Below are 18182 nucleotides of genomic sequence, written 5' to 3'. Positions count from 1 at the left end.
ATAGTGAAGACTGATTCGCTGCGGGCGTATATCGATAAATTCAAAAGTCGAGACGCATTGGTAGGGATCGTCGGTCTCGGCTATGTCGGCTTGCCGCTGATGCTGCGTTACAACGCCATCGGTTTTCGCGTGCTCGGCATTGATATCGATACGGTCAAGGTTGACAGGCTAAATGCTGGGCAGAGCTACATCGAGCATATTCCCAGTGAATACATATCGAAGGCGCGTACCAGTGGTTTTGAGGCGACCTGCGATTTTGCCCGAGCCAGCGAGTGCGATGCATTGATTCTCTGTGTACCGACTCCGCTCAACAAGTATCGCGAGCCTGACATGAGCTTCGTGATCAATACGACGGACGCGATCACGCCGTACCTCCGTGCTGGGCAAGTGGTTTCTTTGGAAAGCACCACTTATCCCGGTACTACAGAAGAAGAATTGCTACCGCGTGTCGAATCAACAGGCCTGAAGGTCGGCGAGAGCATTTTTCTGGTTTATTCGCCTGAGCGTGAAGACCCAGGCAACCCTGATTTTGAAACCAGAACTATCCCCAAAGTGATTGGCGGACATACGCCTGAGTGTCTGCAGGTCGGTATTGCCCTGTATGAGCAGGCAATCGACCAGGTCGTGCCGGTTAGCTCGACGAAAGCCGCGGAAATGACCAAGTTGCTGGAAAACATTCACCGTGCGGTGAACATTGGCTTGGTCAATGAGATGAAAGTCGTCGCGGATCGCATGGGTATCGATATCTTCGAGGTAGTCGATGCTGCTGCGACCAAGCCCTTTGGATTCACCCCGTATTATCCAGGGCCGGGCCTGGGTGGGCACTGTATCCCGATCGATCCGTTCTATCTAACCTGGAAAGCGCGTGAGTACGGGTTGCATACCCGCTTCATTGAGCTCTCAGGCGAGGTCAACCAAGCCATGCCAGAGTATGTGCTCGGCAAGCTTATGGATGGTTTGAATGATCGTGGGCGGGCACTTAAGGGCAGTCGTGTCCTGGTATTGGGTATCGCTTACAAGAAAAACGTAGACGATATGCGTGAATCTCCCTCGGTGGAGATCATGGAGCTTATACAGGCAAAAGGTGGCGTCGTTGCCTACAGCGACCCGCACGTGCCTTCGTTCCCGCCGATGCGTGAGCATCATTTTGATCTGAGCAGCGAGGCTCTGACTGCCGAGAATATCGCCAGCTTCGATGCGGTGGTCCTAGCCACTGATCATGAGCGTTTCGATTACGAACTGATCAAAACTAATGCGCGGCTTATCGTCGATACTCGTGGCAAGTATCGCGCTCCGTACCCGAACGTCATCAAGGCCTGATCCTGCTTACGGGTTGGCATGCGCTGTATGTATGGCGGCCCGTTACCCCTTGCGAGACACCATCATGAAAAGATTCGCTCTCGTCGGCGCTGCCGGCTATATCGCTCCGCGCCATATGCGCGCTATCAAGGACACCGACAACCAACTGGTCTGTGCCTACGATATCAACGACTCGGTTGGTATCATCGACAGTATTTCGCCGAAAAGCGAGTTTTTCACCGAGTTCGAGCGATTCCACGATTACGTATCGCGTCTTAAGCGTGACCCCTCGACTGCGCTCGACTACGTCTCGATCTGCTCTCCGAATTATCTGCATCATCCTCACATCACCGCCGGTCTGCGTCTTGGCTGCGATGTTATCTGTGAAAAGCCGTTGGTGCCGACCAGCGATTTGCTCGACGACCTGTCATTGGTCGAGCGCGAGACGGGCAAACGCCTCTACAACATACTGCAGCTCCGGCATCATCAGGCGATCATCGATCTTAAGCAGCGCGTAGAGGCAGGCGGCAAAGCGCACAAGCATGAGGTCGAGCTGACTTACATTACCAGCCGCGGCAAGTGGTACATGGAGAGTTGGAAGGGCGACCCGCGCAAATCCTTTGGTGTCGCCACGAACATCGGTGTGCATTTCTTCGACATGCTGCATTTCATTTTCGGCGCGCTGCAGTGCAACGTGGTGCATTACGTCGATAACTACAAGGCTACCGGTTACCTGGAGTACGAAAATGCTCGCGTTCGCTGGTTCCTCTCCATTGATGCGAACGATCTGCCTGATGCAGTAAAGGGCAAGAAACCGACTTACCGCTCCATCACCTGCGATGGTATCGAGATCGAGTTTTCCGAGGGCTTCACGGATCTGCACACTGTCAGCTACCAGGCCATTCTCGATGGCAATGGATATGGAATCGAGGATGCTCGCCACTGCGTGGAAACCGTGGAGACCATCCGTACCCTGGCCGCTACTCGCGCTCAGAACGGTGAAGATCACCCGTTCCTTGCGCGCCTGCTGGATTGAGCTTATGAGCCACTACCAGCATCCCAGCGCCATCGTCGATGAAGGTGCACAGATCGGCGAAGGTTCGCGTATCTGGCATTTCGTTCACGTATGCGCGGGCGCTCGGATTGGTAAAGGTGTGTCCCTGGGGCAAAACGTATTCATCGGTAACAAGGTGCTGATAGGCGATCATTGCAAGATCCAGAACAACGTCTCTTTGTATGACAACGTCACACTCGAGGAAGGCGTCTTCTGCGGCCCTAGTATGGTTTTCACCAACGTCTACAACCCGCGTTCGCTGATCGAGCGCAAGAGCGAATATCGAGACACCTTGGTGAAGAAGGGCGCCACGTTAGGTGCAAACTGCACCATTGTCTGTGGCGTCACCATCGGGGAGTTCGCTTTCATAGGCGCAGGCGCAGTAGTCAACAAGGATGTGCCGGCCTATGCACTGATGGTTGGGGTTCCTGCCCGGCATATAGGCTGGATGAGCGAGCATGGCGAGCAGCTGGATCTGCCGCTTACCGGGGAGGGGAGTGCGCCATGCATTCACTCCGGAGAGCGCTATGTGCTTGAGGGTGGCATTGTGAGAAAGGAGCAAGCGCAGTGATCGAATTCATCGATCTCAAGGCACAACAGGCGCTGATCAAAGACAAGATCGATGCCAATATCCAGCGCGTATTGGCGCATGGTCAGTACATTCTTGGTCCGGAAGTGGCAGAGCTGGAAGAAAAGCTCGCAGTCTTCGTGGGTGTCAAGTACTGCATCAGCGTGGCAAACGGCACCGATGCGCTGCAGATTGCACAGATGGCACTGGGCATCGGCCCGGGCGATGAGGTCATCACGCCGGGCTTCACCTATATCGCCACTGCCGAGACCGTCGCTCTGCTAGGAGCCAAGCCGGTTTACGTGGACGTCGATCCGCGCACCTACAATCTTGATCCGCACTTGCTCGAGGCGGCTATTACGCCGCGTACCAAGGCGATCATTCCTGTTTCGCTGTATGGCCAATGCGCCGACTTCGATGCGATCAATGCCATCGCTGCTCGGCATGGCATCCCCGTGATCGAGGACGCCGCGCAGAGCTTCGGTGCCACCTACAAGGGCAAGCGCTCGTGCAATTTGACCACCATTGCCTGCACCAGCTTCTTCCCAAGTAAGCCCTTGGGTTGCTATGGCGACGGTGGAGCAATCTTTACCAACGATGACGAATTGGCCAAGGTAATGCGCCAGATCGCGCGTCATGGTCAGGATCGTCGTTATCACCATGTGCGGGTCGGTGTGAACAGTCGTCTCGATACCCTGCAGGCGGCAATCCTGCTGCCCAAATTGGAAATCTTTCCGCGCGAGTTGGAGCTGCGTGAACAGGCTGCCCAGCGTTACATGCGTCTGCTGGGAGAGGTCGGCATCGCCGCGCCTTTCGTCGAAGACTACAACCTCAGCGCCTGGGCCCAGTTCACTATGCAGGTCGAAGCGCGTGATCAGGTGCAGGAGCATCTCAAGGCCGCAGGCGTACCCACCGCCGTGCATTACCCCATTCCGCTCAACCGCCAGCCGGCGGTGAAGGACGACGGGGCAAGTTTGCCGGTAGGCGATGCGGTCGCGCAGAAGGTCATGAGTCTGCCGATACATCCATATCTGTATGAACAGCAGCAGCGGTCGGTGATAGATGCGCTGCAAGAACAGTTGCAGCGAAGCGCATGACAGCATTGAAACGGCTGGTAAACTCCACCGCTACTTACGCTCTGGCGAATGTCATCAACAGTGCTATCCCCTTTCTGCTGCTGCCAGTGCTCACCAGGGTTCTGGCGCCGGCGGAATATGGTCTGGTGGCAATGTTTACTACGATCATCACTGTTTTTTCGGCGTTCACTGGGTTGAGTCTGCATGGTGCAGTAAGCGTCCGTTATTTTAGTGCGAAGACAGATCATCCCCGATTTGTTGGGAGTTGCCTTGTGGTCCTTTCATGTAGTACGACTATAGTCTTGACGGTCGTTTGGGTGTTGAGTGAGTTTTTATCAGATCTAGTTGGTTTGCCTGAAACTTGGTTGTTGCTTGCGGTTTTGGGGGCAGGTTTTCAGGCTTTAATTAATATTAGGCTGGTGATGTGGCAGATTAAGGGTGTGGCGATTCGCTATGGTTTTTTTCAGATTCTTCAAACATTGTTTAATTTGGGTTTTTCTCTTTGGTTGGTCATTTTTGTGGGTATGGGGTGGGAGGGTCGAGGATGGGGGGTATTGTTCGCGCTTTTTATTTTTGGCGCATTATCTTTATTTAGTCTGTTTTGGAGTGGGTTGGCATCGCGGCATATTAATAGGGAGTATATAAGGGCATCTCTGAAATTCGGGATTCCCCTAATTCCTCATTCTTTGGGCGGTATGATGACGGCGATTTCTGACCGTTTTATACTCGTGGCTGTGATAGGGTTGGCGGCGACCGGCTCTTATGTTGTCGGTGCGCAAGTTGGGATGGTTGTCGCTCTGTTGGCTGATGCTTTTAATAAGGCATTTAGTCCTTATTTGTTAAAGGAGTTACAACGGTTGGGTGGTAAGGCTGACTTGGCGTTGGCTCGTCAGTGTATTTTGATTTTTTCTGGGTTTTTATTACTTTCGTCTGTATTTTTTTTCTTTGTTCCTCTGATCTATAAGCTTTTTATTGGTCGTGAGTATTATGAATCTTTAATTGTTGCTCAGTTGATCGGTGTTGGTAATGCTTTTTTAGGTATGTATTACGTGATTTCTGGTTTTATTTTTTATTCAGAGAAGACGGTTTTGTTATCAAAGCTTACATTTTTCTGTGGCGTGCTTAATCTCGGCGTGACGTATCTGATGGTGCTTGCTCTCGGTGCTGTCGGAGCTGCGATTGGGTATTGCTTCATTCAGGTGGTTTTCTTTTATGGCGCGCTTCGGTTGTGTCAGTCGGTTTGCCCTGTTCCGTGGGGGAAAGCTTTCTTTTCTTTGTTGGGAACGCGCGGTTCGTAACTAAAATTTGAGTTTATAAAATGATTCCATACGGTCGACAAAATATTAGTGATGACGATATCGCCGCAGTGGTCGATGTCCTGCGTTCCGAATGGCTGACTCAGGGGCCGGGTATCACGAACTTCGAGCAGGCCGTCGCTGTGGCTTGTCAGGCCAGGCATGCGGTGGCGGTGAGCAATGCCACCGCCGCATTGCATATCGCCTGCCTGGCTTTGGATGTAGGTCCGGGCGATCTGGTCTGGACCAGCCCGAATACCTTCGTTGCGAGTGCCAATTGCGCGCGTTACTGCGGTGCGGATGTGGATTTCGTCGACATTGATCCGCAAACCTTGAACATTAGCGTGGAGCGCCTGGCCGAGAAGTTGGCGGCCGCCCGCCTGGATGGGCGCCTGCCGAAGGTGGTGATCCCAGTGCATTTTTCCGGGCGCAGCTGCGACATGCGCGCTATCGGGCAACTGGCCAAGGAGTATGGATTCCGCGTTATCGAGGACGCCTCCCACGCCGTCGGTGCGAGTCATGAAGGTGTGCCGGTAGGTGCCTGCCAGTACAGTGATGTCACCGTGTTCAGTTTCCATCCGGTAAAGATCATTACCACCGGTGAAGGCGGTATGTTGCTGAGTAACGACACCACCCTGGCGAAGCGCTTGGTGCGTTTGCGTACCCATGGCATCGCCCAGGCTAGCGACGAGATGGTCAGCGCTCCTCAGGGACCCTGGGAGTACCAGCAGATCGAGCTGGGCTTCAACTATCGAATGACCAATCTGCAGGCTGCGCTCGGGCAGAGCCAGCTGTCGCGTCTGCCGCAGTTCATCGCCAGGCGGCGGGAGCTGGTGCGGCAGTACCATGAATTGCTTGCTGACCTGCCCACCGTCTTGCCGCAGCCAAGCGAAGAATCGGCCTGGCATCTGTATCCGATTCGTGTGGCGGCGGAGCGGCGTCTTGCGGTATTTTCCAGTTTGCGCGCTGCGGATGTCTGGGTTCAGGTTCACTACATCCCGGTGCATACACAGCCCTACTACCGCGAGCTTGGGTTCAAGGCGGGGGATTTCCCGGAGGCGGAGCGTTATTTTGCCGAGGCCTTCAGCCTGCCGCTGTTTTATGACCTGACCGATGCAGAGCAGCAGTGTGTGGTCGATCTGTTGCGCGAGGCATTGTCTTGAACGTTGCGGTCATTCCGGCGCGCGGGGGCAGCAAGCGCATCCCGCGCAAGAACATCAAAGCCTTCTGTGGAAAGCCGATGATTGCCTGGTCGATCCTGGCGGCGCAGCAGAGCGGTTTGTTCGAGCGTATCATCGTCTCCACTGACGATGAGGAGATTGCCGAGGTGGCGCGTGAATGGGGCGCAGAGGCGCCTTTCGTCCGCCCGCAGGAGCTGTCCGACGACTATGCCGGCACCACCGAGGTCATTGCCCATGCCACGCGCTGGCTCGAAGCCCAGGGCCAGATATTGGCCGCGGTCTGCTGCATCTATGCCACTGCACCGCTGATACGTGCGCAAGACCTGAAGCGCGGTCTTGAGGTTTTGCAATCGGGCGATTGGGCATATGCTTTCTCGGTCGCCGAGTTCTCGCCGTCGGTCTATCGCGCCTTCCAGGCGTTGCCCGAAGGCGGGCTCGCCATGCTGTTTCCAGGGTACTTCTCTACACGCTCCCAGGATTTACCCGTGGCTTTGCATGACGCCGCGCAGTTCTATTGGGGGCGCCCCGGTGCCTGGACGCAAGGCCTGAGAATTTTTGATCGTCACTCGATGCCGGTCGCTATACCACGCTGGAGAGTGCAGGACATCGATGACATGGACGATTGGATTTGCGCTGAAATGATCTTCAAACAAATGACGAGTGACCAGACACAATGAGTGCATCGGATTATGTGACGCCGCAGGAAGGCTTCTGGGCGGGCGAGTTCGGCTCCGAGTACATCGGCCGTAACGATAGCCAGCAGTTGCTGGCTTCCAATCTGAATTTCTTCACCAAGGCCCTCAAGCAGGCGGGGCGGGTCAGCTCGGCAGTCGAGTTTGGTGCCAACATCGGGATGAACCTGCGCGCCCTGCAGCTGCTGTATCCAGATGTGGCCCTGCATGGTGTCGAGATCAATCCCGACGCTGCTGCCCAGCTGCGCTCGCACATAGGCCAGGACAACGTCTACGAAGGTTCGATTTTCAACTACCCGGTCGAGCAGCAGGTGGACCTTTCCCTGATCAAGGGTGTGCTCATCCACATCAATCCGGATATGTTGCCGGTGGTTTACGAGAAGCTCTACACCGCGTCCCGTCGCTTTGTGTTGGTATGCGAGTACTACAACCCCTCGCCGGTGGCGATTTCCTACCGCGGGCACGCCGACCGGCTGTTCAAGCGCGATTTCGCTGGCGAGATGATGGACAAGTATCCGGACTTGAAACTGGTCGATTATGGCTTCGCCTATCGTCGCGATCCTGCATTCCCGCAGGACGACATCACGTGGTTCCTGATGGAAAAGGGGGCCTGAGATGCTCAAGTACTGTGTTCGTTGCGTGATGCCGCATACCAAGCCGGATCTGCACATTGACGAGGAGGGCGTCTGCAATGCCTGCCGCTCATACGAGAAACGCAAGGAAGTCGATTGGGACCAGCGCAAGAACGAGCTGCTGACGCTACTGGAGAAGTACCGGAGGCACGGCAGCAACTGGGACTGCATCGTTCCGGTGAGCGGCGGCAAGGACAGCACCTATCAGGTGATTCGCATGCTGCAGCTTGGCCTCAATCCGCTGTGCGTGACCTCTACCACTTGCGACCTGAGTGAGCTCGGTCGGCGAAACATCGAGAACCTGCAGCGTCTGGGCGTGGATCACGTCGAGTTCTCGCCCAACCCTCTGGTGCGCGCTAAGCTCAATCGCATTGGCCTGACCGAGGTGGGTGATATTTCCTGGCCGGAGCATGTCGGCATCTTCACCATCCCGGTGCGTGCAGCGGTGCAGTACAACGTGCCTCTGATCGTCTGGGGCGAGAACTCGCAGAACGAATATGGCGGCCCGGCAGCGGCGACCGAGAACAACACCCTGACCCGGCGCTGGCTGGAAGAATTTGGCGGCCTGCTCGGCTTGCGCGTCTCGGACCTGTCCGAGACCTACGGCATCGAGCAACGCCATCTGTTGCCGTATCAGTACCCATCCGACGCGGAGCTGCAGCGAGTCGGCGTGACCGGCCTGTTCCTCGGTCATTACCTGCCCTGGGATGGCCTGTCGAATGCACTGATCGCCCAGGCCAATGGCTTCGTTACTTACGACGAACCGGTCGAAGGCTCTATGGTGAATTACGAGAACCTGGACAACCACCAGACCGGCATCCACGACTACTTCAAGTATCTGAAATTCGGCTTTTCCCGCGCGACTGACATCGCCTGCCTGCACGTGCGGCGGGGTCGTATCACGCGTCAGGACGCCATCGAGATCGTCAAGGCGCGTGACGGAAAATTCCCCTGGAGCTACTTGGGCAAATCGTTGGCAGATATCCTTGAGCCGCTAGGAATGACCACCGACGAGTTCATCAAGATCTGCGACCGCTTCACCAACAAGAAGATCTTCAAGCGTGATGCGTCGGGTGCGCTAGTGAAGGATCGGCATGGCAACCTCGAAAAGCTGAATCACGACAATCCATGAAGATCGCCATCGTCAACTACGGGATGGGCAATCTTGGCTCGGTGCGCCGGGCCTTTGAAGAGCTGGGCGCCGAGCCGCTGATCGCTAATCACCCGTCGGCGCTCTATGACGTCAATCGCATTGTGCTACCTGGCGTAGGTGCCTTTGCCGAAGGCATGGCGCACCTGGATCAGGGGGGCTGGAGCGATGCGCTGCGCGAGCTAGTTAGTGAACAGGGCAAGCCTCTTCTAGGAATCTGCCTGGGCATGCAGATGCTTGCCGGGGAAGGTCACGAAGGCGGCGTCACGCCCGGTCTCGGGTTGATTCCTGGGCAGGTGCGCCGGCTGGATGCGCTGGGTTGCACACTGCGCATTCCGCATATCGGCTGGAACGAGGTTTGCCACGTGCAGGAAGATGTTCTCTTCGAAGGCATTCCGTCTGCTGCTGATTTCTATTTCGTACACAGCTACGCCTTCGTTCCCGAGCTGCGTGAGCACTTGCTGGCGAGCGTGCCCTACGGCGTCGATCTGACGGCTGCCGTGCGCCGCGATCATGTGTTCGGCTGTCAGTTCCATCCGGAGAAAAGCTCCAAGGCGGGCCGCCGCCTGTTGCGCAATTTCCTGAGTTATTCGCCATGTTGAAGGTTCGTGTCATACCGACGCTGCTGTGGAAAGGCCTGGGCCTAGTCAAGGGTGTTGGCTTCGATAGTTGGCGTCGCGTTGGGCCGGTACTGCCGGCGGTCAAGGTCTACAACGCCCGTGATGTCGACGAGCTGATCCTGGTGGATATCAACGCCACTCTGGAGAGCGAGTTGCCGGATCATGACTCGGTCAACGATTTTTCCGAGGAGTGCGCGGTGCCGCTGACCGTGGGTGGTGGCATCAGCAGTCTGGAGCAGGTGTTGGCGTTGCTGCACAGCGGTGCCGACAAGATCGCCATCAACAGTGCGGCCTATGCTGATGCTTCGCTGATCGATGCGGCCGCGTCAAGATTTGGCGCGCAATGCGTGGTTGCAAGCATCGATGTGCGCCAACTGGACGTTGGTGGCTACCGATGTTTCAGTCACGCCGGGACGCAAGATACGGGGCGCGAGGTGCTGGCCTGGGCGCGCGAGCTGGCCGACCGAGGCGCTGGCGAAATATTGCTAACCTCCATTGAGCGCGATGGCAGCATGGCGGGCTACGACCTGGCGCTGGTGGAGCGGGTCGCTCGCGCCGTGGATATTCCGGTTATCGCTTCCGGCGGCGCTGGCAGCTACCAGCACATGGTCGATGTGGTACAGCAGGCAGGCGCATCGGCAGTTGCCGCAGCTAGTATCTTCCACTTCACTGAGCTCACCCCAGCCGGGGCCAAAACGGCGATGCAGGCTGCCGGTATTCCAGTGCGGCGCAATTTCGTCGGTGAGGCGAATCCGTGAAGGTGGTTCTGCGCGTTGATGCCAGTGAGAAGATCGGAACCGGGCACTTCATGCGGTGTCTGACGCTGGCCGACACTCTGCTCAAGCGCGGCGTGCAATGCGTTTTTCTCAGCCGTGATTTGCCGGCGCATCTGCAGGAATTGGTTCGGTGTCAGGGTCACACCCTGCGTCATCTACCTGTGCGCGAGGCTGGCACCTGCGTGGGTGACCTGGCGCACTCTAGCTGGTTGGGCTGCGATCAGAACAGCGATGCTGCCGACTGCCTGGCGGAGCTGCAGGGCCAGTTGCATGACTGGCTGATCGTCGATCACTACGCACTGGACTGCCGTTGGGAAACTCAGCTGCGGCAGGCCGCCAGAAAGATCCTGGTGATCGATGACCTGGCGGACCGTCGGCACGACTGCGACTTGCTGCTCGATCAGAACCTGTATCAGGACATGCAGACGCGCTACTCCGACAAGGTTCCGCAGACCTGTCATCAGCTGCTCGGGCCGAAGTTCGCCCTGCTGCGCGATGAGTTCCGGGAATTGCGTGAAACTCTGGCCGATCCTCGGACCCAGGTCAGGCGCGTACTGGTGTTCTTTGGTGGTGTCGACGCGCGCAATTTCACCGGGCAGGCGCTGGCGGCGCTGGCAGACGTTGGTCCGGCCAGTTTCGAGGTGGACGTGGTGCTTGGCGTACAGCATCCGCAGCGCGCTGCCATCGAGTCGTTGTGTCAGACCCAGGGTTATCGTTGCCATGTGCAGACCCCGCGAATGGCTGAGCTGATGGCGAGTGCCGATCTGGCCATCGGGGCGGGCGGTACGGCGACCTGGGAGCGCTGCAGCCTTGGATTGCCCACCCTGGCGCTGAGTGCAGCGGATAACCAGACACGCCAGCTGGCCGATGCGGCCGCACAGGGCCTGGTTTATGCACCCGAGGCCGGTGCGGACGTGCAGGCGACTCTTGCCCTGCACCTGCAGGCATTGCTGCACAGCGCTGCCTTGCGCCAGTTGATCTCCCGGGCAGGCATGGCTGCCGTGGATGGCCTGGGCGCTCAGCGTCTGGCCACGCGCATGGGCTGCAGTGGGCTGAGCGTGCGCGAGGCGTGTGCAGAAGACTCCGGGCATCTGTTCCGCTGGCGCAATCACCCCTCGATCCGCGCTGTCTCGCGCAACCGTGAAGAGATTGCCTGGGAAGACCACTGTCGCTGGTTCGCCGGCGTGCTTGACGATCCTCGGCGCAAGCTGCTGGTTGGCCTGCAGGGCGGGGTGGCTGTGGGTGTCGTACGCTTCGACATCGACGCTGAGCTGGCCGAAGTATCCATTTATCTCGTCCCCGAAAGGCCAGTGCGCTGTCGCGGGGGCGATCTGTTGCAAAGTGCCGAGGACTGGCTCATGGAGCATCGTCGCGAAGTGCGGCAGCTGCATGCTCAGGTCATGGGTGGCAACGCCGTCTCCAAGGGGTTGTTCATGGCCGCAGGCTATGACGTCGACAACACGCTGTTTTCAAAGAAGCTGCCTGAACTATGACTGAGTCAATCAAGATCGCAAACCGTTGCATTGGCCGTGACCACGAGCCCTTCGTCATTGCCGAGATGTCCGGCAACCATAACCAGTCGCTGGAGCGTGCGCTGCAGATCGTCGAGGCAGCTGCCCGCACGGGTGCTCATGCTCTGAAGATCCAGACCTACACGGCGGATTCGATGACGCTGGATCTGGATGAGGGCGAGTTCCATATCGGCGATTCCAATAGCCTCTGGGCTGGCACCTCTCTGTACAAGCTCTATGGCGAGGCATTCACCCCCTGGGAATGGCACAAGCCGATCTTCGACCGGGCGCGGGAGCTGGGCATGATCGCTTTCAGCACACCCTTCGATGACAAGGCTGTGGAGTTTCTCGAGTCGCTGGACGTGCCTTGCTATAAGATCGCGTCCTTCGAGAATGCCGACTTGCCGTTGATCCGCCGTGTGGCTGCGACCGGCAAGCCAATGATTATTTCCTCCGGCATGGCTACGGTCGCCGAGTTGGACGAGACTGTCCGTGCCGCTCGGCGGGCCGGTTGCAAGGACCTGATCCTGCTCAAGTGCACCAGCACTTATCCGGCGTCACCGGAGAACACCAACATCCTGACCATTCCTCACCTGCGCGAGCTGTTCGGCTGTGAAACCGGTCTTTCCGATCACACCATGGGCGTCGGCGTGTCCGTAGCGGCTGTCGCGCTTGGCGCAAGCGTGGTGGAGAAGCACTTCACCCTGAGCCGCGCCGAGGGCGGGGTCGACAGCGCCTTCTCCATGGAACCGCAGGAGATGGCCCAACTGGTCGTCGAAACCGAGCGCGCCTGGCAGTCGCTGGGTCGCGTCAGCTATGGCGCTACTGCTGCCGAGGAAAAGAGCCGGGTGTTCCGCCGCTCCATATACGCCAGTGAAGACATCGCCGCAGGTGAGCTGCTGACGCCAATCAATGTCCGTATTATTCGCCCCGGTCTTGGGTTGCCGCCGAAGTACTTCGAGCAGGTCATCGGCAAGCATGCCAAGCAGGCGATCAAGCGAGGCACCCCCATCAGCTGGGATCTCATCTAGTGACGCAGCCCAGTCTTGCCCAGTTGATCGAGATCGAAAACGATCCGGTGTTCCTTGAGTTTCGTTGTCCGCACAGCGGCGCGCTGCTCTGGCCATTGGTGCGCAATCAGTTCCTGCGTCAGCTGATTTCCGACCTCTACTACCAGCAGGCGCCACTGGTCGCGGCCGTGCCGGCAGTGCCGCGCCGGCAGGCGCTCGGGGCACTTTCACGAGTGCTCGGACACAATCTGCAGCAGGGTCGGATGCGCGGTGAGGTGTTGGTGATCGGCACCGGTGCCGGACATTTTCAACGAGAGGGTCGCTGGTTCAACCGCATCACCGACTATCTGGCGCAGGAGTCCCCCACAGACACGGTGATGGTCGAAGGCGTTGTGGACTGGCATGTACCGTACCCGCGCTGGAACCAGCGAGTCGCCTACTGGCTGCCCTGGCAGGGCGCAATCACGCTAACGGGTCGCCTTCTGATGCGTGACCGTCACGTGGCAGCCGCGCGTGAACTGCTCGAATACGCGAGGCAGCGGACCGCGCAGTTGCTGGGGCTGACTATCGCCGATTCGAATATGGACATGCTCGTCGGAATGCTGGCGCGCAAGCTGGCGCGACTGCCCGTCATGCAATATGCCTATCGCCGCCTGCTGGAACGGGTGCAACCCCGCCTGGTACTGCTGGAACAGGCCTGTTACGGGGATTTTGCGCTCTTCAATCAGGTCGCGCGTGAGATGGGCGTCCGCGTGGCTGAGCCCCAGCACGGAATGGTGTCCGGCGGCCACGACGCCTATTGCTATGCCCCTGTTTTGCGAGAGAGCGAGGCGTACCGCGCCTGCCTGCCGCATGACTTCCTGGGGTACGGCGCCTGGTGGAACAGCCAGATCAATGTACCGGTGCAGAAATGGGTGATTGGTAACCCGCATTATAGCGAGCAGCGCCGGTCCATTTCGCCGGCTCAGGGGGCGCAGACGGATATCCTGCTGCTCGGCGATGGAATCGAATTTTCACTTTATCTGGCGCTGTCCCAGGAACTGGCGCAGTTGCTGCGTGGCCACTACCGCATCGTGTTGCGGCCGCATCCGCTGGAACGTGCCGAGGTCCAGTTGCGTTTTCCCGAAGGACGCGCGGGTGATGTGTTGATCGATTCTAATCGGGATATCTACAGCTCGTTTGCCACGGCTCACGCTGTCGTGGGAGAGGTTTCTACCGGGCTGTTTGAGGCACAGGGAATAGCGGGCAGGGTATTGCTCTGGGAGACCGCCAAGGCGCGCTTCAGTTATCCGCAGCATCCATTCTGTAGCTTCGCTGATGCTCGGGCGCTGGTGGAGGCGCTGCAGGCACCCCGGTCTGCGCAAACAGAGGCGCTCGCGGAGGAGATCTGGGCGCCTGGCTGGGCCGGCAATTTCCGGAAGTATCTGGCCCATGCCTTGGGAGCGTCGGGCTGAACCAACGTCGGGCGGTCAAGGAACTGCAAAAAGCGTATCCTTGCGCCCCTAAATTATGCGGGTCGGCCATGGGCCGGCAATCCGTGAAGTTACTTCAAACGGTAGCGAATTTTGGCCGTACAGACAATTTCAGTGATCGACTATGGCTGCGGCAATCTGGCTTCGGTCGTCAACATGATCCAGCACGTGGGTGGCGAGGCGCGCATCATCCGCACGCCAGATGAGCTGGACAGTGCCGCCAAGCTCGTTTTGCCGGGCGTTGGTGCGTTTGACCACGGCATCGGCAGCTTGCGTCAGGGGGGCTGGATCGGACCGCTGGAGCAGGCCGTGCATCAGCGCAGGGTACCCCTCATGGGCATCTGTCTGGGCATGCAGTTGCTGACTCGCGGCAGCGAAGAAGGCCAGGAGCCGGGGCTCGGCTGGATCGACGCACAGGCAAGACGCTTTCGTCCCAGCGACCCGCGGCTGAAGGTACCGCACATGGGCTGGAACGAGGTGCGACAGGTGCGTGCGGATGAGCTGTTACCAGCATCGGTCGATCCGCGGCGTTTCTACTTCGTGCATGCCTACCGGGTCGAATGCGCTGATCCTGCGGATGTGTTGCTGGAATGCGAATACGGCGAAACCTTCGTGGCTGCCTTTCGCCATGCAAATATCTGGGGCTTCCAGTTTCACCCTGAGAAGAGCCATCGATTCGGCGTGGAACTCTTCCGTCGCTTCCTGGAGGTATGAGGTGCTCAAGCATCGTGTGATACCGGCCCTGCTTTTGCGCGACGGCGGCTTGGTAAAAACCCAGAAGTTCGGCAAGCACAAGTACATCGGCGATCCGATCAATGCCATCCGCATCTTCAATGAAAAGGAAGTTGATGAACTGGTGTTGCTCGACATCGACGCCAGCCGGCAGGGGCGTGAGCCGGACTATGCGCTGATCGATAGCATTGCTGGCGAGTGCTTCATGCCTCTTGGTTACGGTGGCGGGATATCCACGATCGAGCAGGCGCGGCGAATCTTCTCTTCCGGTGTAGAGAAAGTTGTGCTGCAGACGTCGGCACTTCAGAATCCGGCGCTGGTCACGGAGATCGCCCAGCGCTTCGGCAGCCAGAGCGTGGTTGTTTCCATTGATATCAAGCGTGACTGGCTGGGGCGTTATCGTCTGTGGTCTTCGTCTTCCCGTCGGGCACTGTCCGCAGACTGGCTTCAAACGCTCCGTTCGATCGTATCCGCCGGCGCTGGCGAGGTCCTACTCAACTCCGTGGATCGTGACGGGATGCAGCAGGGATATGACCTGCGTCTGATCAAGGCGGCTGCTGATGCAGTAGATGTGCCGCTGATAGCCCTGGGTGGTGCTGCGGAGCTAGGGCATTTCGTGGAGGCGATCGAGACGGGTGCTTCTGCGGTCGCTGCAGGCAGCCTGTTCGTGTTGCAGGGGCCGCATCGTGCGGTGCTGATCAGCTACCCCAATTATTCAGAGCTCGAGTCGATTTTCAGAGGTAAGGATGTTTCTTAAAGAACGCAGGATCTGTTCGCGGTGTGTGATGGACGACAGCGCATCCGCAATCACTTTCGACGAAGCGGGCGTTTGCAGCTACTGCACTTATTTCCAGCAGCGCGTCAACGGCGTGGTCTTCGCCCCCGAGCGCGAGCGAGCGGAGCAGCGCAGGGCATTCGTGGACAAAGTGAAGAAGGCTGGCAAGGGTAAGAAATATGACTGCATCATCGGTCTTTCCGGTGGAGTGGATAGCTCCTATGTGCTTCATCTAGCCCTGCGCGAAGGCTTGCGGCCATTGGCCGTGCACATGGACAACAACTGGAATTCTGAGCTGGCGGTCAACAACATCAAGAATCTGGTCACCCGTCTCGGTGTTGACCTGTACACCCACGTTATCGACTGGCCTGAGTACAAGGGCCTGATGCAGGCATTCTTCGACGCCGATGTTATCGATGTGGAGTTGCTTTACGACAACGCGATGCTGGCGGTGAACTACGAGCAGGCGCGGCGCTACGGCATTAAGTACATCCTGTCGGGAAGCAACTCCGCTACGGAAGGAATGCCGATGCCGGAGGGGTGGAACTGGCGCAAGTGGGACAAGCGCAACATCAAGGCGATCGCTCGGCGCAATTCGGTGCGGATCCGAACCTTCCCGATCATGGGAACGCTTGGCTACGTGTACAACCGCGTCGTACGTGGAATTCAGTGGGCATCATTTCTCGACCTTTACGACTACCAGAAGGAAGCAGCCCTGGAGCTGCTTGAGCAGGAATATGCCTACAAGCGTTATCCCTATAAACACTATGAATCGGTCTTCACACGTTTCTATCAGGGTTACATCCTTCCAGAAAAATTCGATGTGGATAAACGCAAGCTGCATCTCTCGACGCTGGTGATGAGTGGCCAGATGAGTCGCGAACAGGCACTGACGTATCTGCAGGATTCTCCTTATGCCTCGCCTGAGGAACTGGAGCGTGACCGCAAATATTTCTTGAAAAAAATGGCTTGGTCCGAGAACCAGCTTGAAGAGTATCTGCGGCGTCCTGGTAAACCGCACGACGCTTATCCCAGTGAACGTTTCGCCTGGGATTTCATCCGCAAGCTTTACCAGATGAGGCGTTCTGCCTGATTGCGTGTGGCTGGAGAGCGTGGATGACTATGTGAATGGGCGGTGTCTATTGAAAGTTTTGTATTTACACCCCGCTGCGGCTTTCGGTGGCGCATCTAAGAGTTTGATTGAGCTGTTCTCTCTTCTGAAAACAAGTGGCGTTCAAGGAACCGTATTGACGCCAGAAGGGCCTGTGGTCAAGTCATTTAGTGCCATTGGACTGGATGTTCGAGCCGTAAAAGGGCTCAGCCAGTTTGACAATACGCGCTACGGCTATTATCGCAGGGTGCGCTGGCTGATTTTGCTGCGCGAGTTGCTGTTGCTGCCGTTTTCTCTCCGGGGGCTATGGAAACTGCGTTGCGAGTCTTTCAATCTTATTCATATCAACGAGATCACCTTGTTGCCACTCGGTGTCGTTGCCAAGTGGATGTTGCGTGTGCCCCTGGTTGTTCATGTACGGTCCTTGCAGCGCAAACCCGGTACGGGGTGGCGTACAGCGTTGATCAATAGGCTGTTGAGAAAACATGCTGACATTGTAGTTGCTATTGATCACACGGTTGCTGCAACTCTGGCGAGCGATCTTAAGGTATACATCGTTCATAACGGCTTGAGTGTCGAGCAGCATTCAATGGCGTCTATTCGACCTGCGGACTCCGTAGTTCGCGTCGGATTTCTGGGCGTATTGATCCCGCTGAAAGGCATCTTTGAGCTGGTTGAAGCTATGTGCCTGTTGAGGGACCGGGGGGTAGTTGTCGAGTGCTGGATTGCCGGCGAAAATGCTCGTCAGCTCTCCGGTTTCAAAGCCTGGATTCTGGGCAAGTTAGGTTTTTCGCGCGACGTGCGTGCAGAGCTGGAAGCTTTGATCCAACGAGAAGGACTGCAGGGGCACGTCAAAATGCTTGGCTTCGTCAGCGATGTCCGCGAGCTCTATCCGCAACTGGATATCCTGTGTTTTCCCTCGCATCTTGATGCTGCCGGGCGTCCGGTTTTCGAAGCGGCTTTTTATGGTGTGCCGAGTGTTGTAGCTGTAAAGGACCCATTACCCGATGCCTTGTTGCATGAAGTGACTGGACTGGCGGTGTCTGAGCCGGAACCTTCCCTGATCGCTGATGCCCTTCAACGACTGGTGCAAGATACTGAGCTGCGTGGCCGACTTGGTGAGCAGGCTAGGGGGTGGGCCGAGCAGACCTTTTCGATCGAGGCCAATGCTGCGCATATGCTTGGTATTTATCGTAGACTTGCTTCAACACCAAAGGGGCGCTGAGAA

18 protein-coding genes are annotated in these 18182 nt (G+C 57.5%); all 18 read left to right on the top strand.

Features of this window, described 5'->3' with window-relative positions; genetic code table 11:
• Positions 1–18: 18 nt before the first annotated feature.
• The 18 genes from wbpA (at position 19) to ACN8M7_RS10165 (ending at position 18179) form a co-directional block, all read left to right on the top strand.
• Positions 19–1320 (top strand): UDP-N-acetyl-D-glucosamine 6-dehydrogenase, encoded by a 1302-nt coding sequence (gene wbpA / locus ACN8M7_RS10250; RefSeq protein WP_490260750.1) that lies wholly within the window; start codon positions 19–21, stop codon positions 1318–1320.
• Positions 1321–1384: 64 nt separating this feature from the next.
• The gene (locus ACN8M7_RS10245) at positions 1385–2335 is read left to right on the top strand and encodes a Gfo/Idh/MocA family protein (protein ID WP_490260681.1); all 951 of its coding nucleotides are present in this window, start codon (positions 1385–1387) and stop codon (positions 2333–2335) included.
• A 4-nt stretch (positions 2336–2339) separates the two neighbouring features.
• Positions 2340–2924 (top strand): UDP-2-acetamido-3-amino-2,3-dideoxy-D-glucuronate N-acetyltransferase, encoded by a 585-nt coding sequence (gene wbpD / locus ACN8M7_RS10240; protein ID WP_490260680.1) that lies wholly within the window; start codon positions 2340–2342, stop codon positions 2922–2924.
• Entirely contained in the window at positions 2921–4018 is a 1098-nt protein-coding gene (locus ACN8M7_RS10235) for a DegT/DnrJ/EryC1/StrS family aminotransferase (protein ID WP_490260679.1), read from the top strand. The genes wbpD and ACN8M7_RS10235 overlap by 4 nt, the downstream gene beginning before the upstream one ends.
• Entirely contained in the window at positions 4015–5295 is a 1281-nt protein-coding gene (locus tag ACN8M7_RS10230) for an oligosaccharide flippase family protein (protein WP_490260678.1), read from the top strand. Before ACN8M7_RS10235 ends, ACN8M7_RS10230 begins: the two co-directional genes overlap by 4 nt.
• Positions 5296–5315: 20 nt before the next feature.
• On the top strand, positions 5316–6455 hold the full coding sequence (gene pseC / locus ACN8M7_RS10225; RefSeq protein WP_490260677.1) for a UDP-4-amino-4,6-dideoxy-N-acetyl-beta-L-altrosamine transaminase: 1140 nt from the start codon (positions 5316–5318) through the stop codon (positions 6453–6455).
• Positions 6452–7150, top strand: a complete 699-nt coding sequence (gene pseF, locus ACN8M7_RS10220) for a pseudaminic acid cytidylyltransferase (protein WP_490260676.1) — start codon at positions 6452–6454, stop codon at positions 7148–7150. The genes pseC and pseF overlap by 4 nt, the downstream gene beginning before the upstream one ends.
• A 14-nt stretch (positions 7151–7164) precedes the next feature.
• Positions 7165–7779, top strand: coding sequence for a pseudaminic acid biosynthesis-associated methylase (locus tag ACN8M7_RS10215; protein WP_490260675.1), 615 nt, complete (start codon positions 7165–7167; stop codon positions 7777–7779).
• Between the two features lies 1 nt (position 7780).
• The gene (locus ACN8M7_RS10210) at positions 7781–8929 is read left to right on the top strand and encodes an N-acetyl sugar amidotransferase (protein ID WP_490260674.1); all 1149 of its coding nucleotides are present in this window, start codon (positions 7781–7783) and stop codon (positions 8927–8929) included.
• Entirely contained in the window at positions 8926–9549 is a 624-nt protein-coding gene (gene hisH / locus ACN8M7_RS10205) for an imidazole glycerol phosphate synthase subunit HisH (RefSeq protein WP_490260673.1), read from the top strand. The genes ACN8M7_RS10210 and hisH (ACN8M7_RS10205) overlap by 4 nt, the downstream gene beginning before the upstream one ends.
• Positions 9543–10325, top strand: coding sequence for an imidazole glycerol phosphate synthase subunit HisF (gene hisF / locus ACN8M7_RS10200; protein WP_490260672.1), 783 nt, complete (start codon positions 9543–9545; stop codon positions 10323–10325). Before hisH (ACN8M7_RS10205) ends, hisF begins: the two co-directional genes overlap by 7 nt.
• Positions 10322–11836, top strand: a complete 1515-nt coding sequence (gene pseG / locus ACN8M7_RS10195; RefSeq protein WP_490260671.1) for a UDP-2,4-diacetamido-2,4,6-trideoxy-beta-L-altropyranose hydrolase — start codon at positions 10322–10324, stop codon at positions 11834–11836. Before hisF ends, pseG begins: the two co-directional genes overlap by 4 nt.
• Complete coding sequence (gene pseI / locus ACN8M7_RS10190; RefSeq protein ID WP_490260670.1) at positions 11833–12885, top strand: pseudaminic acid synthase; 1053 nt, start codon at positions 11833–11835, stop codon at positions 12883–12885. The genes pseG and pseI overlap by 4 nt, the downstream gene beginning before the upstream one ends.
• Positions 12885–14318, top strand: coding sequence for a hypothetical protein (locus ACN8M7_RS10185; RefSeq protein ID WP_490260669.1), 1434 nt, complete (start codon positions 12885–12887; stop codon positions 14316–14318). Before pseI ends, ACN8M7_RS10185 begins: the two co-directional genes overlap by 1 nt.
• 132 nt (positions 14319–14450) lie before the next feature.
• A complete protein-coding gene (gene hisH, locus ACN8M7_RS10180; RefSeq protein ID WP_490260668.1) occupies positions 14451–15050 on the top strand; it encodes an imidazole glycerol phosphate synthase subunit HisH in 600 nt (199 codons plus the stop codon).
• Between the two features lies 1 nt (position 15051).
• Positions 15052–15825, top strand: coding sequence for an AglZ/HisF2 family acetamidino modification protein (locus ACN8M7_RS10175; protein ID WP_490260667.1), 774 nt, complete (start codon positions 15052–15054; stop codon positions 15823–15825).
• A complete protein-coding gene (locus ACN8M7_RS10170) occupies positions 15815–16936 on the top strand; it encodes an N-acetyl sugar amidotransferase (RefSeq protein ID WP_490260666.1) in 1122 nt (373 codons plus the stop codon). The genes ACN8M7_RS10175 and ACN8M7_RS10170 overlap by 11 nt, the downstream gene beginning before the upstream one ends.
• 19 nt (positions 16937–16955) lie before the next feature.
• Positions 16956–18179, top strand: a complete 1224-nt coding sequence (locus tag ACN8M7_RS10165) for a glycosyltransferase family 4 protein (RefSeq protein WP_490260665.1) — start codon at positions 16956–16958, stop codon at positions 18177–18179.
• Positions 18180–18182: the final 3 nt, after the last annotated feature.

It is taken from the genome of Pseudomonas spartinae (genome assembly GCF_965197125.1).
Taxonomy (GTDB): Bacteria; Pseudomonadota; Gammaproteobacteria; order Pseudomonadales; family Pseudomonadaceae; genus Aquipseudomonas; species Aquipseudomonas composti_A.
Note: the sequence above shows the minus strand (reverse complement) of the source record. Positions and strands in the feature narration are given on the sequence as shown.